Raw genomic sequence first — 25762 nt, 5'->3', positions numbered from 1 at the left:
TATGAGAAAGAGAAACAAAAAAAAATGTGAAAAAATATGGAAAATAAATCAGAATTAATAAAATCAGCAAAAGATTTTATGGGAAACCGTCAAGGAAATTGTGCCCAAGCGATTTTTGCAACATATGGCCCTTTTCTAGCTAAGGAAAAACTGGATTTTGAAGATTGTATGAAAATTACCTCTGCATTTGGAGGGGGGATTAATCTTACAGGAAACGTTTGTGGTGCAATCTCAGGGGCCTTAATGTCATTAGGGCTCAAATTTAATGGAAATATGCAAGATGTGACCAAGTATTCATCTCAATTTTTAGAAGAATTCAAAAAAATTAATGGATCAATCATCTGCCGTGAATTAGTAGGGCATGATTTGACCGATGTTGGAAATTTAAAACAAGCAGACCAAGAAGCCATTTTTATAAATTGTAAAAAGTATGTTGTTGATGCTGCCAGTTTATTGGAAAAATATATTGATGATCAATCGATTAAGGAGGGAAATGAAGCTTGAAAGCAATTGTCCGGACAAAATATGGTGCACCAGAGGTTCTAAAATTAGAAGAAATTGAAAAACCAATTATAAAGGAAAATGAAATCCTCATCAAAGTACATGCCACTTCAGTCACTCCGATGGATTATCGGGTAAGGAGTGGAAAAGTACCATTGTGGCCTATTTCAAAAATATTGATAGGATTCTGGAAACCAAAACAGAAAATTCTGGGAACCGAAGTAAGTGGTGAGGTCGTTGAAATAGGAAATGCTGTTAAAAAATTTAAAATTGGTGATAAAGTATTTGGAACGGGTGAAAATGTATACGCGGAGTATTTTATCGCAACAGAAAAAAATAAGCTGGAATTGATGCCTGACTCCATGAGCTTTGAGCAGGGAGCGTCTGTTTATTTTGGATTTATTTCAGCAATTCATTTTCTAAAAAGAATCGCAAATATTCAGCGTGGACAAAGAATACTCATTAATGGGGCATCAGGTGGTGTGGGAGTTTTTGCAGTTCAATTAGCGAACCAATTTGGAGCGGAAGTCACAGGAGTATGTAGTTCTAAGAATGTGGATTTAGTACGATCTCTTGGAGCGAAAAGAGTAATTGATTATACAAAAGCAGATTTTACTAAGGAAAAGAACCAAAAATATGATCTCATATTTGATATAGTTGGAAAAAGTTCGTTCTCAAAATGTAGAAAATTAATGACAAAAAATGGAATTTATTTGAATATTATTCCTTCGTTTAAATTGTTTATTCAAATGTTATGGACCTCAAAACTAGGGAAGAAAAAGGTAATAACTGGAATTGCAGAAGCGGGTGAAAATTTAACTCTTCTAAAAGATTTAGTGGAGTCTAATAAATTGCAGATAATCATTGATAAAGTTTATCCATTAGAAAAGGTTGCAGATGCTCATGCTTATGCAGAAAAGGGTCATAAAGTAGGAAGTGTAGTAATAACTCTTGATCACTTGTAATCAATTTAAGAAAAGAAGTAAATTATGCACTCCAACATTTTTTTATAAAAAATGAAAAAAAAAAAACACTAAATTCCAAATCCTTGGAAAAATTGAGCAATATTACTATACCAATTATTCAAAAGGGAACGATCTTGGGTTATTTGGCTAAGATATGCCAACAATGGAGCAGATACCATAGCAATCAATTTTTTCACTAAATCGCTATCCATGATTCTTTCCTTTATCGAATTGGTGATATTATTTGTATTCATATTGGCTAACATGGCTTTCATAACCTCATTTTCCTTCAACTTTTTTCTTAAAAAACACATTTTGAGAAACATTGTTAACATACAAAAGCCCTTTCGTTTGTTGAGGAACTAAAAACCCTTTCTTCCACCAAAGATTTCTTGGATAACCCATCAAGGAAATTTTTTGGCAATTCTACGGAATATTTCTTAGCCATTTCTTCTAAGTCAAGATGCTCTATACTTTCATCAACAATATCCTTACTTTGTTTCATCACTAAACTAAAGATTTTTCCCATAAAGGACTGATTTCCCCTTTCAATTGCATTTGAAATTAAGGAAGAAGTATTTCATCAATATCACCCTTTTTCATCGCTGCATTTGATGATTCGATATCTGCTATTTTATCAACCATAATAAAATCATCACCAAATAGACATTTCTGGCGGCTACCCTCAAAATGACTATCTAAGTTTTGTGAATAATCCTTTCTTTTGTTATATCTAAAGATATTTATACAATTCTAAAATGATCTGCAAGAATCTGCTAAGGAAAAATAAGATTTATGATCAAATCCAAAAAAAAAAAAAAGATCCTTCATCTCTTAAACCTCAATTAGATTACAACTAAAATATAAACTTCTATATTGATTTCTTTTCATATTCGACTATTTCGATAAATAGACTACTATAACATTGTAATTTTTCTAAAAGAAAGGACATTTATGTTAGAGATGATTACGAACATAAAAAATCTATTTGGGAAAAAAAATGACAATCCAACCTTCTCAACGGAGAACCATAAAAGAACTCCGTAAACTATTATTGATCATCGCTTTTTTTTTAATCTCTTTCACCGCTCTTCTTTTGCTAATATTTGTCAACATTCGAAGAACTAATAATACATCCTGGTTAAACAGCCAACTTGATGCACCAACAATGGGGCAAATTGTACTGATCGTTGCGATTTTAGTTATCTCGAGTTTCTTTATTTTTTTCAAGCAAAGTCTTTTTCGAAAATTATCGGTACCTATAGCTACAATGATTGTATTTGGGATTTATGTAGTCTTAATAATGAGTCTTTTTGATTATCGTCTTGATGTAATAATTTTAGGGGTTACCTTAGGTGCAGGATTAATAGTACTTTTTTTGATCTTTACTGTGTCAAACATCAGAACGCCATTACTAGATATTAGAGATTACACAAGCGCGATTGGCCAAAACCTTTTTAATTATGAAATTGATTCTGCAATATTCAGCCGAAAGGAAGAAATAGGAGAACTTGCACGAAATATTAAAGATATGGCAGGAAAAATTCAATCACAGCAAAATTCTATTAGAGAAATAATTGACAGCACAACAGCGCCGATTGTAATTCTGGATAACAATCTGATCATAGTAGATATCAGCGATTCTATAAAATATCTCTCGGGATTCGATAAAAAAGATTACTTAGGCAAAAAATTCCATGAAATCTGTACGAATAGTGAAGATTATGCAGAAATGATTTCAAAGTTGAAATACGAAGGAGAACTGCAAGATTTCCAATTTGAATTAAAAACAAAAAACACAAAAAAAAAAATTGGTTATCTCAGTATCAAACAAACCAATTCAGACAACCAAACTGAACAAGGATATCTTGTCACTATCATGGATATCACCCAAACAATTCTACTAGTTAAACAAGTGCAAAAAATAGCTCAAGATCTCTCATCCATGTCAGATCAATTTACAATCTCAGCAAATCAAATAAATATCTCCATTCAGGAAGTCTCCCAAGGTTCTCAGATAGTCGCTAAAGGTGCACAAAACCAGACAAATGATATTCATAGCATCTCAAAAATGCTTGAAGGAATAAAAAAAATTAGTGCAAATATTGTTTCAAGAGAAAATGATATTACATCTTTATCTAAAAATGGAAAAGAAATGGCAAAAACAGGAAATAATCTAAGTATCGAAATTTCAGAAAATATCGCACTAATTATGGATGATACCAGGAAAATTCAAGCTGTAATGGAAAGGTTGGGGAAAAAAAGTGAAGAAATTACAAAAATTATTGATATTATTGCAAGCATATCTAATGAAACAAATTTACTTGCTCTAAATGCGGCAATTGAGGCTGCTCGTGCAGGTGATGCAGGGAAAGGTTTTGCAGTTGTAGCAGATCAAGTAAGAAAACTTGCTGAAGATTCAAAAACTGCTGCTACTCAAATTGGAGAGTTAATTCATGAAATTCATGATGAAATCAATATTGCTATTGAAAATACAGAACAATCATATTCTTCTGTAGAAAATGGAAGACAAGCAATTTCAAAAACCAAGTTAAAATTAGAAAATCTCTTTGATATTATAAATCAAACAGATCAAGCAATACAAGCTAATTTAAATCAAATCCAAAAGGAAGATACATTATTGGAACAAACCTTGATTCAAACAAATAAAATGAATAAAATTATTGAGAGTAATCAAAGTGTTACTGAAAATTTATCTTCATCTGCAGAAGAAATGGCTGCAACATTAGAAGAACTCGCTGCAGGAGCGGAAGAATTAAATAGCACTTCTGAGAGGATGGTTATGGAAATTTCCAAAATTTGAGAGTTTTGAGAAAAAAAGAATTAATATGCAATTTTTCCAGCAGTCTTCAAGACTTGGTTTATGGCGTGTTGCATATCCTTTGCAGCTTGACCGGCCGCTTCCCCAAATTGTTCGGGAGAGAAAAGATCTTTGTATTGAGAAGCTTGATAGGCAAAATTAATGGAACGTGAAGCATTCACAATCGCCCCCAACCCATCAGCGTTGAGTCCGTGAAGAATATCTGCAGCCGTACCACCTTGAGCACCATACCCAGGAATTAAAATAAAATTAAGCGGAGCTTCTTTTCTTACTGCCTTCATCTGTGCGGGATAGGTTGCGCCTACCACACCACCTAAACTTGAATATCCACTCTTTCCGGATTCATTTCCTTCTCCAACAATTGATGAATCTTCACTCCATTTTACCATTAATCGGGTCATGTGAATATAATTGCGAGCAAGCGTAGTCTTATCAACAGTGGTTTCTATTGTTTCTGGTCCAATTTCATTGAGCCCTACAGAGAATAAATCTTGGAATTCTCCGCTTGATTTATTGGAAGTCTTCAACAGCATGATCACCCCTTTTCCTGCAGGGATATATTTCAAAAAGGGAGCAACGCCATCAATTCCAAAATAACTATTTACTGTGACCGCATCGGCCCCTAAGTGCTCAAAGACAGCCTTGGCATAAGCCCCAGAGGTAGAACCTATATCATTACGCTTTGCATCCAATAACGCCAAAGCGCCTTTTTCATGAATATAATCAATTGTTCTCTTTAGGGCATCCATAGCATCATATTGTTCATAAAAAGCAATTTGAGGTTTATAGATTGGGGTTATTTCATGGGTATGATCAATAATTCCCTTATTAAATTCCCATATTGCTTCATTATTATCATGACCTACTTTATCTAAAACACTTTGTGGGATGGTGGATTTTTCTCCGATACGTGGATCCAAGCCAACACAAATAATGGACTGTTTCTTTTTAATTTGGTCAACTAACCGATCAGCAAATAATTCACAACTCATTTTTTTTTGACTCCAAAACACATAAAACAACAAGCTTAAAAAAAAATCCCAATAACCCAAAAGAATAAAAAACCCAATAATCCAAAAGAATAGTATAGATTGTAGAAATAAATACAAAAGTATTTTATGAAATATCTAGAATTTGGAGCAATTAAAATGGTATCAGATAAAAAATTGGCAATATTAGGGCTCGATAACGCAGGAAAAACTAGCATAATTACAGGTATGAAACAAAAATTTGATTTACCATCTTTTGTACGCGGTTTAAAACCAACTTTGAAGATTGATCGCTCATCTTTTCAATTCCTTGACCATTTGATTTATCTGAATGATTTCGGCGGTCAAGCACATTATATTGACGAATATCTTAAACATAAGATTAGATATTTGAGTGGAATTGACCTACTCTTTTATGTGGTTGATATACAGGATTCTTTACGATTTGATGAATCAATAAGTTATTTAGATAAAATCTTAGCATATTTTGAAGAAAGTAATATGGATGTGCCAGTGGTTATCATGCTTCATAAAACGGATCCAAAATTGAAGCAAGATCCGACAATACGTAAGAATGTTGGCGTTGTGAAGCATCGTGTCCGTCAATGGTTGGAAAAATTCAAAATTCGCTTTTTTGAAACCAACATCTTTGAAATTCATACTATTATTCAAGGCTTTTCCCAAGGAATAAAGTTGCTGTATTCTCAAAATGAGGCAATTCAGAAGTTTCTTATTGATATGGTCAGTAAAATGGAAAACGTAATATCCCTAATGATCTTTGAGCAAAATGGGATCGAATTAGGAAGTTATTTTATGGAAAATATCACCTTAGATATGCGTAAAAAAGTCTTAACATTATATGAAATAGCTCAACGTCGCATTGTTGACGAGAATATGAATTCCTACGAATTTAGTGATAGGTTAGATGCTTTCACCAAAATTTCGGGATTAATTCAAGCCTTTGATATTGAGGGATTGCAATTCTATATTCTATTAATCTTAGAAGAACATGATCCAGAAGTAGTGATAGATCAATTTAATTTCTTCGAACATTCAACGACCGAAATCTATGAAATTCTCCGAAGTTTATTGGTAGACGATATGGAGATGGAAAAAGCACTTAACCCTTAAAGACATACAAAAATTATAATGAAAAATTGGAATATATCGGTCCTTGAGGAGTTAAAACCGATTTTTTTAATACTACTTTTGTAATTGTCCATAATCCAAAGCTATAATTGGTGTAATTTTTTTTTAGTTCAGAATAGGGGAGCTGCCCAGGATGAACTGCATTCGCATGAATAATTTGATTCGATCGAGAAGAATGGCGAGATCTTTTAGCACGAGCAATTGTTAAATGGGGAGTGAATGGTTTTGATTCAGCTTTAATTCCAGAGAATTCGGTTAGTTTTGCTTCTATTAGGGAATTAAGTTTTTGGAGGAAATCGTGTTGTTCCTGAATCTTAACAAAGAACACCCGCTTTCCAAAATCACCAACCCCCTTAAAGAAACTCGAATATACTTTTCCTTGAGGAAAGAATACAGAGTTAATCTCCTTTTGAAGAAATTCAAGGAGATTTTGAGCATTCTGTTCTGAAATATTACCGAGAAACCGCAATGTAATATGCATCAACTCCGGTTTCACTAATTTTAAGGGACCAATGGATTTCTGCAATTCTTGCTGGAATTTACCAATTTTCTCAAGAGTATCTTGATTTTCTATTTCAATTGCAAAAAAAGCGCGAATATCAGCCATTTGCATCACTTTATTTTTTTCCTTTCAAGACATCTTCGGCTCTTTGTTTGATTGCCAAAAAGTCTTGTTTTGCACCTAAAATGGTCTTTTTAATGGCTTCCTCAGCGTATTTCCGAATGATCTTATGTTCTTCTTTATTGTTATAAATTTTGCCTAAAATATCAAGCGCAGCAGTTTTCTTTGATTCCCCGAGAGCATAAATTGCAGCCCGTCTAACTTCCATTACAGATTCTGCGACTTCATCATTCGGAGATATTAATAATTTTAAAATATTGATGGCTTCCGATCCCCCAATTTGACCGATCGCCGTGGCTACGAGTTGTTTAGTTTCAATCGAAGTTTCTTCTTTCTTTAAATGATCAAACAATAATTGGAGGGATGAAGAGGATCCTGCTTTTCCCAAAGCATCAATGGCAAATTTGCGGACGCGAAAATTAGGATGATCGATAAGTTTTTCGATTGGTGGAATTCCCTTTGTATATCCATTTGCACAGAAGAGCCCTAAAACATTAACACATTCCATGATTAAAGGTATATCGTCGGATTCTAAAAAGGGTAAAAGAATATCTCCTGCTGAAATGTCTCCGATCTTACCCAAGGTAACAACGGCTTCAAGTTTTACATTATCATCAGTATCTTTTTCAATTATGCGTATAATATCAGAAAGACATTCCGAGGCCTTCTGATCACCTAAAACTCGCAAAGCCTTGATTCGTATTTCCGGATCATCATCTATTAATTGTTTCAAACTTTTGTTATAAGATCCCATCTTCCGTACATTAATTTGGATGTAAAGGATGAAAAAGGTTTCGGGAAAAATGGAAAAGAAAAAAGATTAGCTCGCAGCCGTTTTAATATTTTCTAAATACTTGGCGGATTGAGTTTTGAAATATAACTGATACATTTCTTGATAGGGGCCATCTACAGCCATTAACTCATTATGGGTCCCAAATTGACGCAACATTCCATCTTCTAAGACAATTATGAGATCACTTTTTAAAATAGTGGTCAAACGATGAGCAATTACAATACTAGTTCTTCCCTTTAAGAGGAGATCGGTAGAATCTTGAATTTTGGATTCGGTATAAAGATCGACTGCAGATGTGGCCTCATCAAGGATGATCATTTGGGGATTTCCAAGTAAAACACGGGCAAAAGTGATCATTTGACGTTGACCAGCAGATAAGTTATTCCCCCCATCGGATACTTTCGAATCTAATCCATCGGGCAACAATTCAATAAATTCTCGGGCTTGAACAGCATCTAAAGCACTCCACAAATGGTCATCGGTAGCCTCAGGATAGGCCAGCAATAAATTTTCGCGTATAGTTCCTTTGAATAACAGTACTCGCTGACTTACCAGACCTATCGCATTCCGTAAAGAAGAAATATCATAATCTTGGATCGGATGATCATCAATTAATATTTGTCCTTCTTGTATATCATAAAAACGCATTAAAAGAGAAGCAATTGTGGTTTTACCCGATCCAGTATTCCCCACTAAGGCAACTCGTTGACCGGATTTGACATGAAATGATATGTCTTGGAGAATTTGTTTTTCTTCCGTATAAGCAAAATTTACATGTTCAAATTTAATATCCCCTCTAAGTTCAGAAATTGGAACTGAAGCATTATTAATTTCTTTGACTTCAATGTTAGAGGTTATTTCCAAGATTTTTTCAAGATTAGCAAAGAGTGCTTGAAATCGACTGTAATTGCGTGCCAACCCCATCACCGGATAATAGTAATAATCCAATAAGAAGATGAAGAAATAAAAAGTCGCCACAGAGAGATTACCAGCTTCATTTTGCATGGTTCCCACCAATAAAATAATAATTAGCAAAACATGGCGGAAGAAATCACCAATGGGACCCATAAGAAAAATAGCTAAACCTCGTTTAATAGAAGATTTGTAGGTTTGTTCATTGAGTTGGGTAAAATTGCGAATATTTTCTTCTTCCCGCGCAAATGCTTTACTAATGGCAATAGAACGCATAGTTTCACTAAAGCGCTGATTTACATTAGCAAAATTTTTCCTCCATGTTTTTTCCGCGTGTCGCATATACTTACGAATTAAAACTGAAAAGAGAAAGAAAAAGGGAAGAAATACAATGGATACAAAGGTTAAAACGGGAGAATATGATAGAAAAATCCCCACGATTACTATCAATCGAACAAACATGGTCAACAATTCTACAAATCGCTGACTAGTTTCACTCAATTCAGCAATATCATTCGTTATTCGGCTGGTTAGTACACCTGATTCATTATGATCAAAGAAACCCATTTTGTTATCTAAAATACTTTGAAAAATATCTTCCCGTAAATCTTTGGTCACTTTAGAATTCAATTGAACACGGAAAACATTCCGGAACACTTCAGCAAACCACTTTGCAATCATCAGGATTAAATAGATAATCAAAGAAGGAAGTATAATGGAAATTGACCGAACAATTTCTAAATTATCTAGGATATCCAACGCGTTTCTAAAGAAAATCGGAGCCAAGGTAGCAAAGGCAACATTCAAAAGAAGTAAGGCAGAAACTTGAATGTATTCTTTCTTATAAGGTCGGATATAACTCCAAAGAAATGACAAAAGCTCACGATCCGATCTTTTAGCGGTTTTTGTCTTAGCTTTTTCTTTAATTTTAGCGTTAGTATTAGCTATCTTTTTAGCCTTAACTTTAGATTTGTTGGTAGATTTTGGTTCATAATTAGTTTCAGACATCAATGGCCACCTCCGTACTAGTCGTTTGTTCAAGTTTTGGTAAATCGTAATGTTTTTCAAAGAGACGTCGATAATAGGAATTGGTTCGAATTAATGATTCGTGGGTCCCGAGTCCTACGATCTCTCCCTTCTCTAAAATAATAACTAAATCAGCCTTAGCAATTATGGCCAATCGATGGGTAGTTATAAGAGTAGTTCGAGTTTTTAGGATTTCCGTTATTGCTTTCTGAATTCGAGCTTCGGTTCGGGAATCCAAAGCAGAAGCTCCATCATCCATTAAAAGAATAGAGGGATTCACGAGAAGAGCACGAGCAATAGATAAACGTTGAGCTTGCCCTCCAGACAATCGTACTCCTCCCTCACCTATAAGATTTTCATATCCATTAGGTAATTCTTTAATAAATTCATCCGCTTCGGCAATTTTTGCAACTTTGAAAACTTCCTCATCCGAAGCATCTGGTTTTCCATACCGAATATTATCTTTAACACTGGAATTAAATAGGAATATATCTTGTTCCACTGTTGAAATATTCTTCCTTAAGGATTCATTCGTGTAATCTTGAATTGGGATACCACCCAGTAAAATTTCACCAGCAGTTGGTATGTATAAACGTTGAATCAATTGAGTCAGAGTAGATTTACCAGATCCGGGACCACCCACAACAGCCACAGTTTGATTTTCTTCAACTTTAAGAGAAATTTGTTTTAATACCTTGGGTAAATCCTCCCGATAGCGAAAATCAACATTCTTAAATTCAATAGTAGAGGGTTTATTATCAAAAATATTTTTCCCATCGGAAAACGCTCCAGAATCCTTCTCAGAAACAATAGAATAGATTCGATCAGCAGCAGTTTTACCTCTTATTAGAAATTCCAGACACCAACCAAGTTCTTCAGACATCCCCAATAACAATGAAACAGATCCTGCAATTCTCACTATATCTGGAATACCAATACCATATCCACCTTGAAAATTCAAAAAGATACTAATTATTAAAATAGAAGCACAATAAAAGGTCACTATTAAAATTGGATAAAACCACGCCATTTTATTGCCCTCACGAATTTCATTTTGCATTAATTGTTGAGATTTTTTTCCCATTTTTCGTTTTGCCCAGCCAATCGCGACAAAGGATTTTAATTCCTTCACACCGGTCAAATTATTATTGACGGTCTCAGATATTTCAGCAAAAGACTCACGAGTTTTTAAGCTAATTGGAATAAGATTTTGAACATAGAAGTAACTCGTGATTCCAAAGAGAACAAAAATGAAAATGGAATACATAAATAAAATCCAATGAATTTGTAGAGTTAAAATAAAAGCTACAACCCAAATGACAAAACTTGCTAGGAGAAATCTAATAGCGGGAGATATCGCGATATTAATAGTCCGAGTATCTCCTGTAGCTCGAGCCATGATGTTTCCCACATCCTTTGTATTATGGTAGGTCAAGGAACGAAATTGTAGTGATTCAAATAATTCTTGAGTCATATCAGTCTGAATGCGGTGAGCTAAAACTTCATTAATGAAAGAGATAGAAAAGAAGATTAGAGCTTGAATGATGGCCAATCCTAAAAGTAACCAAATTTTTCCTTTTGCTGCCGCTAATCCGCCTCCCTCAATGGCAATTTCAATGACATCCGCGGTGATTGAAATTGGTACCATGAAGAGAAGAACCTCTACTATAGCGAAGGTAGCAACATAAAATGTTTGTCCTTTGTACTTAAGGAATAATCGTGAAACCCATTTAATGCCATTCATTTTAATCAAGCAGTAAAAAGTTCGCATTATTCAAAAAATTTTTCAAATTCCGAATATTCCATTTCGTTCATGATATTCAAATGGTGAGAATTTTACGAGATTTACTCCCACCATTGAAAAATTCGATAATTTCTGATTTTCGAGGGCGGGATTGCATTTTTTTGTAATAAATCTTTTTGGGGAGGTATCAAGTGGATCGGGGCTAAATCTTGTAAATTCTTACTTTTTGCCAGTAAAATTAAGTCAGAAAGCATCATGATGCTCATTTTGGCCCGAGTATTCGCGTCTGAACTCGCATTATGGGGAATAAATACAAAACGTAACTCGGGGTGTTGTTTGGAAATTTTATGAAATCTCTCCAAAATCTCTGGAGAAATTGGTTCAGGTTCATAGACATCAAACGCTAAATGTATCGCAATTTCGTTTAGTTCTAACAATTGAAGAAGATCTTCAAAATTAACGACTCCACCACGAGCAGTATTAACTAAAAGAGCTTGAGGTTTCATTTTTTTCAATAAAGCAGCATTGACATAACCTTTTGTATGTGCATTTAAGGGGATATGAAGAGAGATAACATCGGATTGAGCAAAGATGGTTTCAATATTTGATTCGTAATAAAGGTTTGGTAGTTGATTTTCAAGAATTTCATCTCGTTTTAGATCAAAATACAAAATTTGGACATTCCAAGGAATAAGGCGTTTCACGACTTCACGCCCAATTTCTCCCATTCCGATAATTCCTACCACCATATTATCTAAAGAATGATTCATTTGATCATCAAGATCCCATTTAGTACCCGGTATCCAATTCCCTGCCCATAGTCCATTATGTAATGGCACGATATTTCGTAATGTTGAAAGGATCAAAGCCATGGTAAAATCAGCCACCGTTTTATCTAACACTGATGGAGTATGAGTTACTAGAACTCCAGGCTCCATATGAATGTGATTGAATCCCATGGTGGAGGTGGCAATTCCTTTTACTGAAGGAATTTGAGTAATAAAAGAGGTAATTGGGTGGGATATATGACAACCGATAAAATCTATGGTATTATTTTGAACTGTTTCGATCAGTTCCTTTTCTGATGGAAATCGTGTGGGAGAAATTGTAACTTCTGCGATTTCGCGTAATTCATTAAATAATTCTTCAATTTTCTTTTGGAGGTCTGGTGAGACCATAGGATTTTGAGAGATTTCGTAGAATACTGGGGAAGCAAGATATACGTTGGCTTTTGATTTCATCTTCATCACTGGTCAAATAGAATTAATTAAAAAAAGAGTTGAACTGACATTTAACTTTATGGACTTTCCTTGGAAAGTTTTTTACCATAACCTATGTTAGTTTTCCGTTGGATTTTGAAGAAATAGGTTAAAATGGTGATAACAAGCAAAGGTGGAACAAATACATTGTACACTCCAATTAATTGATTGCTGATAACATTATGTGGCTCAACCAGCCCAAAAATCGGAAAGTTGGGGAAAATTATAAAAAGTAATCCCATAAATGCCCATCCAAACATATACATATAACTCCATTGTCGAATTTTCACGGATGCGATTAATACTACGAATAAATGTAAGTGAATAAATTGCAACCAAACCCACACATCATAACTTTCCACTTGATATATCATATTGAAATAACATGCAATAATTCCAAGCACAAAATAAAAAGTCATGTGATACCATTTTAATTTATAATCCTTTTGACTCGGGATGTTGCCAAGAACTGCCAAAGAAACACTGTAAATCGTATAAAGAGCAAACCGGGGAGCAATAAAATAATACATAATTGCTGCTACGATAAATCCTGCAAAGGATGAAAAACCATAGGAAGGAGTCTTTGTTTTTTGATAGAAAATGTTCGCGACAATAATTGGGATAACCATACAGAAGAAATATAAGAAATAGGAGGCGGCCCAAGCGTTCATTTGGTACATACCGTCGGGAAATGTAGATAACATCGGTTCCAATCGATTTATTAAATACAGCATCCCCATACCAATCCCAGCACTAATAATGAATGCAATAATTATGATTAATATATTTCCCTTCTTGAAAATCCGTTCTTCTCGTGGAAGATCTTCTTCCTTAATTGCCCAAATATCTTTCCATTTTTCAATTAAACTCATTTGAGTTATCTTTTAGTGTGGAAATTTAATAAGTTTGGTGTTACAAAATTTGATAAAGAAAAGCATTAAGTGAAAAAAAATAAACTCAATCTTGTGATTTTCGAACCAATTTTGCTGGATTCCCATGATATATCCCATCTTTTTCGAAAACGGTGAAAGGATGAGAGAAAGATCCACCATCAATAATAGCGCCTTTATTCACAATGGTTCCTGGAAGTAAGACCGTTTGAGGACCAACTATTACATTGTCCTCCAAGATTACTTGAGCCACGAGAAGTTTATCTCCTTGAAATTGAAAACTGTAGATTCCAGCAGATTGCCCCAAGGTTACATTATTGCCAATTTTCACAAATTCTGGAGCGATCCAGCAATGATTTAGAATGGCTTTTTTTCCCACCTTTACATCCAAAAAGCGGTAAGAAAAGGTTATTTTGAGAAAAGTAAAAGGAACTGAATGCAGTAGCCAAAATAAAAATACTCGAGCTAAATTTCGTTTATTCCAATAAACATAATCTCGATCTTGCAGATTACGAGTAAATACCCCTTCGATGGGCTTTCGAATGATATTCAAACCTAATAAAACGAGTTTGGTGACGACTGCAGCCCATATCACGGTGACGAGATAAACCAAAAGAAGAATTATGGGAGTAAGGATAAAAAGAATTCCAAGCGGCATAATCCAAACTTGTTCAATCAAATTTCTAAAGGAAAATTGCATAATTCCAGTAGCAAAGGGAGAGATTTCTAGAACATAATCATAATAAAACCAATAGAGAAGAAAAGATCCAGGAATTAAAGACACCCATATTTGCAATATATATCCAATAATATTTCTCCTTCTTACTCGAGGATCTACGTAAGTGGGGGGGGCAAGTTTTGTACTTGTAGGACTGCTCATTTTTTCACCTCATTTTCCCCATTATGGAGTTTAATCGGGAGACTAATATTTGCGGGAGAACCGATATGAATCGTGTAGGATTGCAATTTTTGATCAATCGCAGTCGAACAATTTGCTCCCAAGATTGCCCCTTCTTCGATATAAGTCCCTGGTGCTACAATCGCACCAGCACCAACAATGGAATTTTTTTCTATGACCACTTGTTTTACAATAAAACGCTCTTTATATATACAGTGGGAAAAAATCTGAGTATTCAAACTGATCATACTTGAACCTCCTATGTTCACGAACTCTGGATCAATCCAACTATCATATAGTACAACATTGTGCCCAATTTTGGAGCCAAATATAGGAAAAATGAACATATCTACCCAAGGCAACGGCATCGCACGTGCAAAATACAACAGGTAATAACAAACCCAAAACCTTAGGCTGTAATACTGGAATTCTCGACTAGTCAGAGTAAAAATACCCTCTTTTGGGGGTTCAATTTTTATTAGGATTTTGTAAATTATGGTTGAAAATAAAGTGGTTAACCCCATAAACTGCCAAAAAAGCCCATAAATGGATAGTGGAAGCAAAATGAGCATCCATAAATGATTAACCATCAACCTATAATAGGGAAGATTAATAAAACACATCAATGTCAACGTTAACCAAAATTCCAGAAAAAGTAATAACTGGGTCCCTTTTTTTCCGGGATAATTTGCAGATAAAATCGGTTGAAAATCTTCAGTATCGGAACTTTGGGTCATTGCTTACGGATATTTATTGAATGAAAGATTAAAAATTTAATTGAAAAAACCAAAAAAAAAGGATAAGGATTATGAAGATCCCCGTATACCCTTATTTTACTGTCATAACGATATACTCAAAGGCAATTTGATATCCAACTTTCTTATAAGTATTTATTGCTGGGAAATTTTCAGAGCGGACATGGATTAAAATTTTATCAGTTTTCTTAAATAACCAGCTTACACTTGAAGAAACAATAGAAGTGGCTCTTTGTTGCCTGCGATAATTGGGATCTGTAGCAATGAGATTAATAATACCCATGCTCTCATCGATCCATAATCCTGAGATGGAAGTCATCTTATCCCCATCCATTATGGCGAAAAAGGGTCTATTTTCATCCATCATTATGCGATCAGCGGTTTGATCTCCAAAATACACCGGATCACTCTTCCGTAATAAGGCAGCGATTGGCTCTTTATGAGTTTCATTTAACTCAACAATTTTGTATTTTTCATCTAATTTTTCCTGCCCCTTTCGCAAAGTCATACGGAACAAGTTGAACTTCATTTTAGGGTTTGGAAAACATTCATTCAATAGAAATTGATGTTCTAAAGTCCCTGTGATTTGATGAATATCCACTTTTGTTTGTTTCAAATATTTAATAAAAGTTCTTGCCGCTGCTTCACTTCCACGACACTGTATTGTGTGTTCTTGCCAAATGATAAACAATCCTTCAATTTCGTTATCACTATTTTTTGCAATAAATAGTTGAGTTTTTTCAGGATATTGTTTATAATCCATAATATAGAAAAAGAACTCTAATTCTTTGTCCTTAACATAAGAGAAGAAGAGATTCTCATTTGAGGATGTAATTCTTTCAATTTGCATAAGATAATAACATTAAAGTTTTTACAAAAAGTTATTGAAAAAAAGAAATCTAATAAAAAAAAATATTAAGATAGCAACCAATTTAACAGTAAATTTTAGAATTCATACCCGCACTTCTTGCAAACGGATTTCTTGGCATAAAGAGGCACGTGTCCTACATAACTTAATACTTTAGTCTTATCTTCGACATCTTTGATATCAACAGCATTACACATAGGACAAACTCTACGAGTATCCATATGATATTCACCAACATCAGGAATTGGAGGTTCTAACTCTTTGATACGGGCTTCATATTCTTCAATGTTTTGATCTTTTTCAGTGAGCTGATTCTGGAGAGCTTCTAAATTCGCTTGTTTTTCGTTGAGAGCAGCTTCTTTTTGAGCAAGTTCTTGTTCTCGAGCAGCTAATTGACTAGAATAATTTTGATCTTTTTCACCTAAGGATTGTTCCATAGTTTGTATTCGACTTGCATATTCTGCACTTTCACTGATTTTTTGTTGAAGAGAAGTATTCAATTCATCAATTTTAGTATTTAATTGACCAATCATCTCATCTTTTTGGGCAACATAATTGTTGAATTCTTCCACTTTGGACCCCATGGTTGCATTCATCTCATTCACTTTAGCTTCAATAGTTGAATTCAATTGAGCAACTTCCCCAACTTTTTCTTCGAGCTTAGCATTAAGATCAGCAATTTTTGCATCCCGACTTGCCATTTCCGAAAGAGAACTTGATGCTTCAGAATCTTTTGAACTAATCATTGCATTTAATTCGGCGATAAGCGCATCTTTTTCTGCAATTGTAGTATTTAATTCTGTGATTTTTGCCAAGTTTCCTTCGATTTCTGCCGCTTTACCAGAAATTTCACTATTTTTTGATTCAATTTCACCATTTTTAGCTTCAATCTCAGCTTCCAGACCTGCTTTTGCAGATTCCAGAGCCGTTTTTTCTGATTCTAATGTGGCTTTTGTTTGTTCAAGAGATTCTTTCTCTTGTCCAATTTGTGTATAAGCAGCATGGAGATTAGCATATTCTTGGTTTGTTTTAGCAATTTGAGCATTCAGTTGTGCAATTTCATTATCTTTTCCAGCAATCGACGTATTCAATTCAGCAATATTTCCTTCATAACCCGAGATCTTTGTGTTTGCCGAATCAAGTTCAGTCATATTTTTATTTAACGCAGATGAAGTCTTTTGCAAGTTACTCTCTAAATCACCAATTTTCCGTTTCTGATCTAATAGAGTTTGCCCCAATACTTTGTAGGCCTTATCTGGTTTCTCTTTAACTTTTTCCCAATCAATTGACATAATATTCACATATTTTCGTTTCGATTTTGATAATTAATTAATCACTATTTATTAACGATTATGAACGTAAAAAAATTTTTAGTAAAATTGAAGTTATCTGCTTCCAAAAAAAATAAGCATTTATTAAGTGGGTTTTTGGATTAGAATCTGAAATCAAAATTTTACATTTTTTTAAAAGACTCTTCGAAGTGTATTCAGTAAATCATCGATTTACTAATCATTTGATAATTGTAATATTTATATAAAAATATTACATTTAACATTTTCCAACAATTATAAAAAAAATTGTGACTAATATTGGATTGTTTGTGTTCAACTCTTTTATTTTGTTAGCGATCTTTAAAATTTAAGACTAAAAATTTTCGCTAATAGTTCAGTTAAAATTCCCATCATCGTTTTTACCGTTATTCCCGACGAATCGAGGGGAGGAGACACTTCAACAATATCATAAGCTGCAATCGGTACTTGAATCGAAGATAACATTTGCATCAATTCATGGGTAAATACACCTCCACATACGGGAGTACCGGTCCCAGGTGCACAAGCAGGATCTAATCCATCAATATCCAAAGAAATGTATAAATAATCAACCCGGGATTCAATTTCCTTTAAAATAGATTGAAAATCAGAAATCCAATTGGAAGAGTTCTCTAAATCAACTTTGCGCAATTCATGAATACCTAAATCTTGTACAACTTTCTCTTCTTCGGGAGTAAAATATCTCGTTCCCACAAGTAAGACATTACTTGGTTCGACATTGGGCAAATCAATGGCCCGTCGGAGTGAAGTTCCATGCGAATATTTTGATCGTAAGAAATCATCTAACAAATCACGATGGGCATCAAACCACACAACTCCAACTTTTCCTTCATTTTGAAGACCCTTAATGAGGGGATAGGTCACCGAGTGATCTCCACCAATTGAGATGATTGGACAATGATAAGTTTTTCGTAAATACATGAATGCATTTTCGATAGCCTTACGGGTTTCTTCAGAATCAAGAGGAAATATAGGAACATCCCCTGCATCAAAGATCTTGATTGATGAAAAATCTCGCCCAGTTCGTGATATGATCTGCATATCTTGAGAAATGGCTCTTAAAGCTTTCATAGCATAGGATGTCCCTTTTTTGCCACTAGTAGCCACTTCATAGGGGATCCCCTGAATTACAGCATCATATATAATATCTTCATCGCCCTTATAGGAAGGATCCACCAACCCACCAAAAGTTCCATATAAATCCTTTTCAAACTGCAATTATATCATCCTTCTGACTTTTATTAATTAGTTTAAAAAATATCAAGAGCATTCAAAAAATCACCATATTGTTTGTCCACCGTTTTTACATGGTGATAAAACCAATTTCTTAAGAATATTTTCACATCATCACCGATGAAATCTTTGTCACATGCAAATTTTCCCCGAAATTCATCGATTTTTTTTAGGAAATTGTTATGATGTATTATTTGTTTTCCAATATGAGGATAATTTGCATCTTTCAAGACTTTTTCTTCAGATTGAAAGTGGTAATTTGCATATTCCCGTAATTCTTCGAAGAGATAATCAAAATCAGAAAATTCCGAACAATGTGAGATTTGTTCCCCTATTTGATCAAACAATTCTAACAATTTTTGATGTTGGTAATCAAAACGCCTCACGTTTACGGAAATATCCTCCGACCACTGAAAAGACATGTTAGAAATATATATAGTGATAGTTAAAAATATTTAGTTGCAATAAGAAAAAAGATATTAAAGGATTTCAATCAATAATCTGATTTCCACAAAATTCACCTAAGGCACGCAATTGATTAGGAGTTAAATTCTGTACGTTTTGAATTAATTCACTATTATGAATTTGATTCCAAAATAGATCTCGAACATCACTTTCAGCATTAGTGTCCGAAACAGATAAACTTTCAATGAACTGAGATGGATCCAAAATATATGGAGATATAATGGTATTGATATTCCCTAATAGAATTTGGGGAAGAAAATGCTTCAATAATGCCAAGTCATTATCGTATATTTCATCATCCCGAGCATATTTAACAGAATTTAGCATAGTTCGCAAAAATTTGGTTAATTGCTGCATTTGTGAAGTGATCTTTTGTAAGTTTTGATCTAGGAAATGCTTAAAATCTAAAGGTATTTTCATCAATTTAATCAAATCTTTGGTTTTAGAAAGCGTTCGATCCCGTCTAGAAATCAAATTCCTGGAAGGGGAAGAAATCTTAAGAACCCAATTCGATACGGCAGGAAAACTGATACTATGAAGAATTAATGTATCTGTATTTTCATCATATGAACGCTGGATTTGGGAAGGAGTATCATTTTCCAATATATCAAGATCAGGAATATCCTTGATCCCTCTAATATATAAATTCATTTTCCGATTTGTCGGAATAAAATCGTGGGGTTCTTCTGAACTTGAAATGGAGAATTCCATGAATTTTTTCTTCCAAGTTAATTTGAATTGAGTTATATCATAAACCCCCTCATGATAATACTGAGATACCCCATCATCTTCATACAATTCAAAAGAATTACTTTTTCCTGGAAAGATATAAATGTCTAATTCTTCGGGATTACATATATGATTCCATGAATTTTTATGGGCAAGTGGAATGATTGCTCCAGCTTTGGCAAAAACGGGAATCTCCGATAGGCGAGAATAGATCGCATAGGACTCATTACCCTTATAGAACTCACTAGTAAAAAAATTAAACCATTTACCTTTCGGTAACCAGACAACTTGTCGATTTAGTTGAAGATCTGAATCTATTGGATCTACAACAGGAGCACAGAGTAATTCACTTCCAAAGTAATACTCATTCTGGGTCTTATAGGCTTCATCAGTTTCTGGATGTAAATAATATAAGGGACGAATTAAGGATTCGCTTAGAGTATGATTTTTCCAAGCCATAGAATATATATAAGGAATTAGCGCATGACGAAATTGCATAGCAGATTTGGCAAGTTGATAAATATGAGCATCAAATTTCCAAGGTAATTTTTCAATATAGGGATTTTTTGTGGAATGTAATCGGAATACTGGGCTGAATAAACCAAATTGAATCCAGCGGATATACAACTCTGGATCATCATAACCAGACATGTGGCCTCCTAAATCATGACTCCACCATGAGTACCCAACATTGGAAGCAGTGGAAGTAAAATAAGGTTGAAATGCTAAACTTTTCCATGTCACGTAAGTATCTCCAGAAAAACCAATTGGATAGCGATGATTACCGTATCCACCCCAACGAGAAAAGATGACAGGGCGTTTACTCATATCCCTACCAAGATCAAGAAAATGAAGATGATTTAACCACCAAAGAGGGTCCAAACCAATAATAGAAGTAGATTTTTCTTGTTGCCAATCCATCCACCAAAAATCAACACCTTTCTCTTCATAGGGATGTAATATTTGATTAAAATATTCTTGGGCGAGTTTAGGATTTGCAATGTCAAATGGAACAGTATTCTTTAGAGCAGGATCTAATCCCATTGCTTTTGCGATTTGAATATATTGACTTTCATGTGGAGCAATTCCACTCGCAGGATGAAGATTTAAAGCAGCCCGTATCTGTTTTGTTTTGAGAAATTGTAAAAAAGAAGGGTAATCGGGAAAGAAATCTTCGTTCCAAGTAAATCCGGTCCACCCATTATGAAATTGCACACCCTTCCAATCATCGGCAGAATGTTTTGCGAGATAATTCTGAATATTCACGATATGCCAGTCCATATCCACAATACAAACAGACAAAGGAATGTCATGGGATTCAAAGGATTCCATTAAGTGAACTAAATCATCTTGGGTATATTCCCAATAACGACTCCACCAGTTCCCCAAAATCCATCGAGGAATCATCGGAACTTTGCCAGCAAGAGAGCAATATTCGTCGATGCATTCTTGATAAGCAGTTCCAAAACCGAAGAAGTAGAGATCTACCTCTGAATCGGTTCGATTTTCTAACCATCCCTGGGAATTAAAAACCAAGGTGTTTGAATCATCGAGCACGGCCCACCCTGATCGAGAAATAAGACCTTTTTCCAAGGAAATTGCACCATCAACCATATCCAATGTTCGAGTAGTCCCTTTTAAATTGCTGGGATCTTTATCAGCAAAATGCCAAATATGGTCTATTTTTAAAAGATGAACGGATAAATTAGCAGGTGTGAACCCATTGGAAGATTTATGATATATTAAATGCAAAAATTGGGTGATGATTTCGATTTTTTCATCTGTTTCTTTAAGGTCAAATGTAGGAACTGGTAGTTCTCGATTGAGAATTACTTGAGTGCTACGATTTTCAAAGGAACCAGAGGAAGAATATTCAATTCGAAATATTCTTGAAGTTAAAACTGTAAAACGAACGTTTTGAAAGTGAACAATTGCTTTAGGATTTGCATGAGATGAATTTTCCATTATTATTGAGTGTTGAAAATCAGACATAAGATGTATTATGTAATGCTACGATAGTAAAAAAAAGAATACAATGTTAAATTTTCCCTTGAATTAAAAAAAAAGTAGAAGAACTAGAGATTTCAAGCAGGGTATGCATCCTTCAAAAGTTGAGAATTTTGGGCAATTTTTTCCCGTAAGGGATGAAGAAAAGCAATTAATTCTTGAGTCAATCCTTGTTTCAAATCAATGGAAGAAAGGGTGCCTTCACCAAATTTTGATTCGAGTTCCCCATATGAATTGAAAATAATCTTCCCTCCATACTGTTCTGGACGATCGATAATAAACGCCCTTTGTTCATCTTCCAATTTTCTGAATATTATATACTTCATAATTGAGAGCAATCCATTTCCCTCAATAACTCCATCCTTACAAAAGGCTTTACTAATTTTCTTCTTAATCTGCTTTGGAGTATCATCAAAATCAATTTTGGAATTAGGTTCCGAAGAACTCATTTTTCCACTTTCGCCTAAACCCGGGATTAAAGGATTCATAAAGTGAATGCGTTTCTTATAGTTAAGCTTTGGCAAAAATTCCCGTGCAAACATGAAGATTTTCCGCTGATCAACTCCGCCAAATTGAGCATCTACTTTAAGATATTCTTCATCAAGGGTTTGGAGAATTGGGTATAATAAACCACTCATTTTAGGATTTTTAACTTGTTTCACAACCTCAGCTCCCGCTTTTTGAGTGTTTTTGGTGGTTACAAGAGCTGATAATTTATACATATCTAAAGTATATTCCTTGCTTAACTGAAAATCAGTCCCTTGAACAAAATTCAATTTATCTAATGGGGCTTTTATAAGATTTAACATCTCCTTAATAAGAAATTCATAGTATCGAGTTCTTTTTGCAAGCATTTCCCAAGTACTTTTCATATTATCTAAGTAAGCATGTAAATCGGCAAAAAGAATGGTCACCTGACATCCTGCTTTTAAAAAATCCGCAATTTTGAAAATGGGAACCAAATACCCTAAGTTAGGTTTTCCAGTGGTCGCAGTCCCCCAATAGATTTTTAAATCACGTGAGGAAAGAATTTCTTCAATTTTATCCCCATCTATTATTTCTTGTAAATTTCGTTGAATTAAAGACAACCTTTGGTCGATTTCCATAAGTGAATATAGAACTATTCCTAAAAAAAGACTTTATTACAGAAAAGTTAAAAACAAAAGAAAAACGATTCAATAGATTTCATTGAGGTATTTTATCAAGCTTAAACACGTCAACCACCATCTTCTGAGCTTTATCTAATAGTTCTTCAGTATCAGGAGTTTGATCTACCCGAGATGAAGAAATTCCGAGGAAAATTGCCAATTGCATCTCATAGTAGGACCCTTTTTCTGCCTTGACATAATCAAAAAGAGTTTTTAATTTTTCACCCATAAGACATTTATCGAATAGAAACACCTAAATAGTTTTACAACATTTGGGAGAACGAATATCAATGAATTATTTCTTCATAATTTTATTAATTTTGGGTTTTCTGACAATTTCTATAGAGTCCACAATGTTTCTTCTACAGTGGTATGGACGAAAGATGTCCAAATGGTTTAAATCTCATGATTTTCGGATTCATTCCATAATTACAAATTCTATGTGGATTATAACCTTCACACTGCTTGGAGTTTTTCAATTTAGCCCTCAATTACTATTCCATAATATTTTAATTCTTCAAATAGTTGGAGGTTTAATGATTGGTGTAGGTTTAATTGTGTCGACATGGGGTTATTATATATTGGGGTTAGAGCGATCTTTGGGGATCAATTTTTATCGAGATAATATTGAGCGTGTTGACCATTCCCTCTACAAATATTTCAAAAATCCAGAAGAAATCGGATTACTTATGATGCTTTATGGTATTGGATTATTAACAAAATCATGGTACAACTTAATTTTTGCGGTAGAATTTACAATTTTAATGATACCTCACCAACGAATTGAAAATTTACCCTTCCGAAAGAATGAAAGAAATGAAAAAGATGTAAAAAAGGATTAATAATTTTATAAAATACCAGAGAAAATCAAATAACAAATCGCTGAAAGGATAGCAGCAACAGGGAACGTTAAAACCCAACTTGCCACCATTTTCCGGAATGATTTCTTATCGGGAGATTCACCCTTGACCTTACCTGCCCCAATAACAGCAAATATCAAAATATGACTTCCCGACACAGGTAACCCCAGAACCGTTGCGAGAAAAATAACTATACTCGTAGACATCTGGATACTAAAAGCATCACTGGGACGCATCTCAATTAAGTTATTACCAACATTCTCAATCACATTTCGACCAACGATGACGAGGCCTAAAGCCAACATTATTCCAGCAATAATCAAGAGCCCTACTGTTAATGGCCCTTCCGTCAGATCACCAGATTCAATCAACCCATACATAATCCCAAGGGCATTTGCAGAATCATTTCCACCCCTACTCACTTGACTCACACAGATTGCGGCAAATAACAAATAAAGAAAGCCTTTTTCATTCTTTTCCAATCCATCCAATCCAATCTTCTGCTTATGGATAAACTTATTTACCAACAATTGGAATAAATAAGCACCAACAAAACCAAAGATAGGGGAAATTACCCAGCCTAAGGCAACACTGCCCATCTTACTCCAATTTAAAGCATCAAAAAAGGATTGTCCTTCTTGAATTGCCCAAATAATTCCAATTCCAAATACTGAACCAACCAAAGAATGAGTTGTTGAAATTGGTGCACCTGTTTGGGATGCCACAACTAGCCAAATAATTGTGCTTATCAAGATCGCGAGCATCATGTTCACATTATATTCTACTTCAGAACCGAGTAAGGAAGCACCAACAGTTTTTCCTACTCCAGCTGAAAGAAAAACAACTCCGGCAAATACGAGAAACGCCCCGAGAATTACCGCTGTTTTCACCTTAATCGATCTACTTCCAACAAGAGTTGCCATCGTTTCATCATTAGCCCCAATTGCAAAAGCTAATCCCATCATTAAAACGAGTAGAACAATTACAATTACGTCTAATGCCATTTCTTCTTTTCCTCCATTATAAATCACATTTTAATTTGTAGTAGGAAAAATGAACTATAGAGCGTATTTACATAATAACCCATGAATACCATCGGAAAATTCTTCCGCCTTGTCGGCTACTTTCGCAATGGCTTTAATCATATCTTTGAAATAAATGAAATCATAAATTTCAGGTTTAAGTGCATAATTCTTTTCTAATAATGCCCAATGGCAGTCCCGAACATCTCTCCGAATATCTGTAATTTGATTAATAAATTCATCGCCCTTGGAAAAATCTTCGAGAACTGCTTTAATCAACCCTTGTAATTTACTACCAATTTTTCCAATATTGTTAGCCATATCTTCTAATCCAGAACTAATTTCGACCGGTGCAATAGGATTATGTTGTAATAATTTTCTTACAACAATTTCCGTTTCATCGCATAATGAATCCATAGATTCAACCAATTTTAATCGATCTGGTCGTGAAAACACCATTGTTTCTTTTGAAAAAATCCTTTTGACTATCTCATCTCTAGATCGATCTTGTGTTTTTTCAATTGCGATGGTTTCTTTTGCTTTTTCATGAGCAATTTCCATCTTATTTTGACAATAAGCTACAACAGCATCTTGCATTGTTCGAAAACTTTGGGAGACTAAATCAGCATTATCATAGAATAAATCTCGCATGGATTTTTCCGCTTTTTCTTTCTTCATTTTTACATTACCTTAGAGAGGTTTATCACCTAGGGCGATATGGTCATAATTTGAATAAAGAGGAAAATAAAGGTTA

Annotated in this window: 25 protein-coding genes; 5 read left to right on the top strand and 20 right to left on the bottom strand. The window is 34.3% G+C overall.

Annotated features, from left to right (window positions below):
* Nucleotides 1-36 precede the first annotated feature (36 nt).
* Together NEF87_RS24850 and NEF87_RS24845 are read left to right on the top strand one after the other, a co-directional pair.
* A complete protein-coding gene (locus NEF87_RS24850) occupies nucleotides 37-504 on the top strand; it encodes a C-GCAxxG-C-C family protein (protein ID WP_371804162.1) in 468 nt (155 codons plus the stop codon).
* The gene (locus tag NEF87_RS24845; protein WP_457917965.1) at nucleotides 501-1466 is read left to right on the top strand and encodes an NAD(P)-dependent alcohol dehydrogenase; all 966 of its coding nucleotides are present in this window, start codon (nucleotides 501-503) and stop codon (nucleotides 1464-1466) included. The genes NEF87_RS24850 and NEF87_RS24845 overlap by 4 nt, the downstream gene beginning before the upstream one ends.
* A gap of 68 nt (nucleotides 1467-1534) precedes the next feature.
* Here the strand turns inward: NEF87_RS24845 and NEF87_RS24840 are convergent, their stop codons facing one another.
* Complete coding sequence (locus tag NEF87_RS24840) at nucleotides 1535-1801, bottom strand: hypothetical protein (protein WP_457917964.1); 267 nt, start codon at nucleotides 1799-1801, stop codon at nucleotides 1535-1537.
* Nucleotides 1795-1995, bottom strand: coding sequence for a hypothetical protein (locus NEF87_RS24835; RefSeq protein WP_457917963.1), 201 nt, complete (start codon nucleotides 1993-1995; stop codon nucleotides 1795-1797). Before NEF87_RS24835 ends, NEF87_RS24840 begins: the two co-directional genes overlap by 7 nt.
* Before the next feature lie 471 nt (nucleotides 1996-2466).
* On the opposite strand from NEF87_RS24835, the gene NEF87_RS24830 reads away from it, so the two are divergent.
* The gene (locus NEF87_RS24830) at nucleotides 2467-4290 is read left to right on the top strand and encodes a methyl-accepting chemotaxis protein (RefSeq protein ID WP_457917962.1); all 1824 of its coding nucleotides are present in this window, start codon (nucleotides 2467-2469) and stop codon (nucleotides 4288-4290) included.
* A 20-nt stretch (nucleotides 4291-4310) separates the two neighbouring features.
* Here NEF87_RS24830 and pyrF read toward each other — a convergent pair whose 3' ends face one another.
* Nucleotides 4311-5300, bottom strand: a complete 990-nt coding sequence (gene pyrF, locus NEF87_RS24825; RefSeq protein WP_457917961.1) for an orotidine-5'-phosphate decarboxylase — start codon at nucleotides 5298-5300, stop codon at nucleotides 4311-4313.
* 156 nt (nucleotides 5301-5456) lie between these two features.
* Here pyrF and NEF87_RS24820 point away from each other — a divergent pair, with 156 nt between their 5' ends.
* Entirely contained in the window at nucleotides 5457-6428 is a 972-nt protein-coding gene (locus NEF87_RS24820; RefSeq protein WP_457917960.1) for an ADP-ribosylation factor-like protein, read from the top strand.
* A 13-nt stretch (nucleotides 6429-6441) separates the two neighbouring features.
* Here NEF87_RS24820 and thpR read toward each other — a convergent pair whose 3' ends face one another.
* From thpR to NEF87_RS24745, 15 genes are all read right to left on the bottom strand, one after another.
* Nucleotides 6442-7053, bottom strand: a complete 612-nt coding sequence (thpR, locus tag NEF87_RS24815) for an RNA 2',3'-cyclic phosphodiesterase (RefSeq protein ID WP_457917959.1) — start codon at nucleotides 7051-7053, stop codon at nucleotides 6442-6444.
* Nucleotides 7054-7063: 10 nt separating this feature from the next.
* Nucleotides 7064-7822 carry a HEAT repeat domain-containing protein gene (locus NEF87_RS24810; protein ID WP_457917958.1) on the bottom strand — a complete coding sequence of 253 codons (759 nt, stop codon included), beginning with the start codon at nucleotides 7820-7822 and terminating at the stop codon, nucleotides 7064-7066.
* Between the two features lie 66 nt (nucleotides 7823-7888).
* Entirely contained in the window at nucleotides 7889-9781 is a 1893-nt protein-coding gene (locus NEF87_RS24805; RefSeq protein ID WP_457917957.1) for an ABC transporter ATP-binding protein, read from the bottom strand.
* The gene (locus NEF87_RS24800) at nucleotides 9774-11543 is read right to left on the bottom strand and encodes an ABC transporter ATP-binding protein (protein ID WP_457917956.1); all 1770 of its coding nucleotides are present in this window, start codon (nucleotides 11541-11543) and stop codon (nucleotides 9774-9776) included. The genes NEF87_RS24805 and NEF87_RS24800 overlap by 8 nt, the downstream gene beginning before the upstream one ends.
* A gap of 101 nt (nucleotides 11544-11644) precedes the next feature.
* The gene (locus NEF87_RS24795; protein WP_457917955.1) at nucleotides 11645-12784 is read right to left on the bottom strand and encodes a 2-hydroxyacid dehydrogenase; all 1140 of its coding nucleotides are present in this window, start codon (nucleotides 12782-12784) and stop codon (nucleotides 11645-11647) included.
* 56 nt (nucleotides 12785-12840) lie between these two features.
* A complete protein-coding gene (locus NEF87_RS24790; protein ID WP_457917954.1) occupies nucleotides 12841-13674 on the bottom strand; it encodes a hypothetical protein in 834 nt (277 codons plus the stop codon).
* A gap of 85 nt (nucleotides 13675-13759) precedes the next feature.
* Entirely contained in the window at nucleotides 13760-14572 is an 813-nt protein-coding gene (locus tag NEF87_RS24785) for a hypothetical protein (RefSeq protein WP_371804152.1), read from the bottom strand.
* Complete coding sequence (locus NEF87_RS24780; RefSeq protein ID WP_457917953.1) at nucleotides 14569-15327, bottom strand: acyltransferase; 759 nt, start codon at nucleotides 15325-15327, stop codon at nucleotides 14569-14571. Before NEF87_RS24780 ends, NEF87_RS24785 begins: the two co-directional genes overlap by 4 nt.
* Before the next feature lie 91 nt (nucleotides 15328-15418).
* Nucleotides 15419-16195, bottom strand: a complete 777-nt coding sequence (locus tag NEF87_RS24775) for a GNAT family N-acetyltransferase (protein ID WP_457917952.1) — start codon at nucleotides 16193-16195, stop codon at nucleotides 15419-15421.
* Between the two features lie 95 nt (nucleotides 16196-16290).
* Nucleotides 16291-17505, bottom strand: a complete 1215-nt coding sequence (locus NEF87_RS24770) for a hypothetical protein (protein WP_457917951.1) — start codon at nucleotides 17503-17505, stop codon at nucleotides 16291-16293.
* A 339-nt stretch (nucleotides 17506-17844) separates the two neighbouring features.
* Nucleotides 17845-18762 carry an arginase family protein gene (locus NEF87_RS24765; RefSeq protein ID WP_457917950.1) on the bottom strand — a complete coding sequence of 306 codons (918 nt, stop codon included), beginning with the start codon at nucleotides 18760-18762 and terminating at the stop codon, nucleotides 17845-17847.
* A 32-nt stretch (nucleotides 18763-18794) separates the two neighbouring features.
* On the bottom strand, nucleotides 18795-19199 hold the full coding sequence (locus NEF87_RS24760) for a bacteriohemerythrin (protein ID WP_371804147.1): 405 nt from the start codon (nucleotides 19197-19199) through the stop codon (nucleotides 18795-18797).
* 67 nt (nucleotides 19200-19266) lie between these two features.
* Entirely contained in the window at nucleotides 19267-21963 is a 2697-nt protein-coding gene (locus NEF87_RS24755; RefSeq protein WP_457917949.1) for a TIM-barrel domain-containing protein, read from the bottom strand.
* A 92-nt stretch (nucleotides 21964-22055) separates the two neighbouring features.
* A complete protein-coding gene (locus NEF87_RS24750; protein WP_371804145.1) occupies nucleotides 22056-23084 on the bottom strand; it encodes a tyrosine--tRNA ligase in 1029 nt (342 codons plus the stop codon).
* A 79-nt stretch (nucleotides 23085-23163) separates the two neighbouring features.
* Nucleotides 23164-23355 (bottom strand): hypothetical protein, encoded by a 192-nt coding sequence (locus NEF87_RS24745; protein ID WP_371804144.1) that lies wholly within the window; start codon nucleotides 23353-23355, stop codon nucleotides 23164-23166.
* Nucleotides 23356-23416: 61 nt separating this feature from the next.
* Between NEF87_RS24745 and NEF87_RS24740 the strand changes: the two genes are divergently transcribed.
* On the top strand, nucleotides 23417-23968 hold the full coding sequence (locus NEF87_RS24740; protein ID WP_457917948.1) for a methyltransferase: 552 nt from the start codon (nucleotides 23417-23419) through the stop codon (nucleotides 23966-23968).
* A 5-nt stretch (nucleotides 23969-23973) separates the two neighbouring features.
* Here the strand turns inward: NEF87_RS24740 and NEF87_RS24735 are convergent, their stop codons facing one another.
* Both NEF87_RS24735 and NEF87_RS24730 read right to left on the bottom strand, forming a co-directional pair.
* Entirely contained in the window at nucleotides 23974-24990 is a 1017-nt protein-coding gene (locus tag NEF87_RS24735; protein WP_371804142.1) for an inorganic phosphate transporter, read from the bottom strand.
* 54 nt (nucleotides 24991-25044) lie between these two features.
* On the bottom strand, nucleotides 25045-25686 hold the full coding sequence (locus NEF87_RS24730) for a DUF47 family protein (RefSeq protein ID WP_457917947.1): 642 nt from the start codon (nucleotides 25684-25686) through the stop codon (nucleotides 25045-25047).
* Nucleotides 25687-25762 lie beyond the last annotated feature (76 nt).

It is taken from the genome of Candidatus Lokiarchaeum ossiferum, from assembly GCA_025839675.1.
Lineage (GTDB): Archaea > Asgardarchaeota > Lokiarchaeia > Sigyniarchaeales > Promethearchaeaceae > Lokiarchaeum > Lokiarchaeum ossiferum.
The sequence above is the reverse complement of the archived record's forward strand: the minus strand, read 5'-3'. Positions and strand labels throughout refer to the sequence as shown.